2 protein-coding genes and 1 pseudogene are annotated in these 2,920 nt (G+C 65.7%); all 3 read left to right on the top strand.

The annotated features are described in order from the left end of the window. Positions 1–471: pseudogene (locus tag EN935_RS29270) on the top strand (hydroxymethylbilane synthase); the annotation flags it as partial. Position 472: 1 nt separating this feature from the next. Further along, positions 473–1,183, top strand: coding sequence for a uroporphyrinogen-III synthase (locus EN935_RS29275; RefSeq protein ID WP_127262236.1), 711 nt, complete (start codon positions 473–475; stop codon positions 1,181–1,183). A 115-nt stretch (positions 1,184–1,298) separates the two neighbouring features. Beyond that, positions 1,299–2,783, top strand: coding sequence for a COG4223 family protein (locus tag EN935_RS29280; protein WP_127262235.1), 1,485 nt, complete (start codon positions 1,299–1,301; stop codon positions 2,781–2,783). The last annotated feature ends 137 nt before the right edge of the window (positions 2,784–2,920 follow it).

Consider the following 2,920-nt stretch of genomic DNA (forward strand, 5'->3'; position numbering starts at 1 on the left):
GTGCAGACGCGCCTGCGCAAGCTGGACGAAGGCGTCGCCGCCGGCACGATCCTCGCCTATGCCGGGCTGAAGCGGCTCGGGCTCGAGCATGTCGCCACCGACCTGATGCCGATCGACCTCTTCCCGCCGGCGCCAGGGCAAGGCGCGATCGGCATCGAGACCCGCATCGGCGATCGCGATGCCGAAAAGATGCTGGTGGCAATCCATGATGTTCCGACCGGTCAGGCGCTGGCCTGCGAGCGCGCCTTCCTGGCGGCGCTCGACGGTTCCTGTCGCACGCCGATCGCTGGTTATGCGGCGATCGAGGCCGGGAAACTGTCGTTCGCAGGGCTGATCATATCGCCCGACGGCACGCTGTCGCACACAGTCGAGCTGCAGGGACCGGCGCAAGACGCCGCCCGTATCGGCGCCGAAGCAGCCAGGACGGTGAGGGACAAGGCCGGCGAAAAGTTCTTCGACGGCTGGCTCTGAAATGCTTCACGTCCTGGTGACGAGACCGGAACCGGGCGCCTCGCGCACAGCGCGGCAGCTTCGGGAGACAGGGTTTCTGCCGATTCTTCTGCCTCTGACCGAAACGGTGGCGCTGCCGGTTGATCCCGGGTTCGTCCCGGACGATGCCATCGCCGTTGCCATCACCAGCGCCAATGCCGTGCGCCATGCGCCGGAAGACGTCATCGCGGCGCTCGCCGCCTTGCCTTGCCATGCCGTCGGCAAAAGGACGGCGGAAGCCGCGCGCAAAGCGGGGTTCTTGTCGGTCAGCGAAGGCCCGGGCAATGCCGAAGGTCTCGCCGGCAGTCTTGCTGCTGATCTCTCGGGCAAGACCATTGTCTATCTCTGTGGACGCGTGCGATTTCCGGCCTTCGAACATGAGCTCAAGGCGGCGAGCGTTCAGGTCCACGCCGTCGAAACATATGACACGCTACAGATGGGTTATTCGGACGAAACCATCCTCGAGCGTCTGTCCGGCCAACCTGCCGATGCGGTGCTGCTTTATTCAGCCAAGGCGGCTGCCGCGATGCAGGTCCTGGCTAGACGGCCCGCTCTGCACGGGCTCTTTGAAAAAACGTGGTTTTTCGCACTTTCCAACCGCATCGCGGCAGTCCTCGACGATACCGCCAGCGAAAGAATCCGCATTGCCGCACAGCCCGACGAGGAAGCGCTGCTGGCGCTTTTGCGAGCGTGAGCTGAGCCGCGTCATCACACGGCCCCTTTTCACCGCTTGGTGATGTGCTAGACCCTTTCTGAACCATCATGCGCCGCAGGGCGTTGAGACGAAGCGAATTGTGCGGAGCCCAGGCATGGTCAAGACGCCGAAGATGCGACACTCAAAAAGCCGCCGCGAGCCGGTGACCATCGATCTGGAGCCGGGCGCCGTCTCACGCATCGCCGACGAGGATGCCGCCAAGACGCAGGCCGGCACAGATGAAGCGCCAGTGGAGGCCACGGAAACCTCTCGATCCGCAGTTCCCGAAGAGCCGGTTCATGCCGACCAGACCGATCTCGAGCCCTGGGAGCATGCGGATGCCGCCGCAGGGCCAGCGGAGACGCAAGCGCCGGCAGATGCCGGAGCCAAGGCCGCCGAACCAGAGCTCCCTTATCCCGGTTCGGATGCTCCGCCCAACCGCGCCAAAGCCTTCGACTACAGTTTCGAGGATGCGTCGGCAAAGCGCACCCAGACCGATAGCAGCAAGGCAGAAGCCGAGACACGGGACGACAGAATGGCGCCGGCACCTCCCCCTGAAAAGCGTGGCGGCCTCAACGGCATCGCTGCCGGCATCATCGGCGGTGTCATCGCGCTGGTCGGCGCCGGCGGGCTGCAGTTTGCCGGCCTGCTCGGCGCACCGGGCTCCGGCGCCAGTGTCTCGCTCGATGGCGTCAATGGCGATATCGCTTCGCTGAAGGTCGAAATCGCCGGCTTGAAGGACTCTGGCGGCAACAGCGATGCAGCGGCCAAGGTGGTCGGCCTGTCCTCGGGCCTGGAGCAGGTCAAGGCCGATGTCGCGGCGCTGAAATCGGCGGTCGAGAAAGGTGGAGCAGGCGACACCGCCGGGCTCACTGCACTGGGTGACAAGGTCGCGCAGATCGAAACGGCGGTCGCCGCGCTCGGCAAGGCCGGCAGCACGGCCCCGGTCGATCTCGGCCCGCTCAACGAAAAACTGGCTGGTCTCGACGCGCAGGTGAAGTCGGTCGGCGAGGCGACCACGGCGCAGGATGGCCGGCTGACCGCGCTGGAGCAGTCGGTGTCGCAGCTTTCCGGCAAGGTCGAGGCGGCGGCCGGACAGCCGAAGATCGCGCTCGCCATCGCTGCCTCGGCATTGAAGGCGGCGCTCGAGCGTGGCGCGCCGTTCTCGGCCGAACTCGAAACCTTCGCCGCGATTTCGCCGGACGCACCGCAGCTTGCGATCTTGCGCACCTACGCCGAAAAGGGCGTTCCGACCCGCGCCGAGATCGCTACGCAAGCGGATGCCGCCGCCAGTGCCATGGTCGCCGCTGCGACGCCTGTCGATGAGAATGCCGGCTTCCTGCAGAATCTGATGTCGAGCGCCGAATCGCTGGTCAAGGTCAGGCCGATCGGCGCCGTCGAGGGCGCCGGTGCACCGGAAACCGTCGCGCGCATGGAGGCGGCGGTCAACCAGGGCGACTACGCCAAGGCGCTCAGTGAATACGACACGCTGCCCGCAGCCGCCAAGGCTGCCGGCGCTGATTTTGCCGGCAAACTGAAGGCACGCATCGAGGTCGAAACCCAGGTTGACGCGCTGATCTCCGGCGCGATGAAGGCATGAGGGCAACACTATGATCCGCCTGCTCGCCTTCCTCATCGTCGTCTTCGCACTCGGGCTGGGCTTTGCCTGGCTGGCCGACCGGCCGGGCGACATGGTCGTCACTTTCAACGGTTATCAATACCAGGTCAGCCTGATGG

This window comes from Mesorhizobium sp. M7D.F.Ca.US.004.03.1.1, from assembly GCF_003998635.1.
Lineage (GTDB): Bacteria > Pseudomonadota > Alphaproteobacteria > Rhizobiales > Rhizobiaceae > Mesorhizobium > Mesorhizobium loti.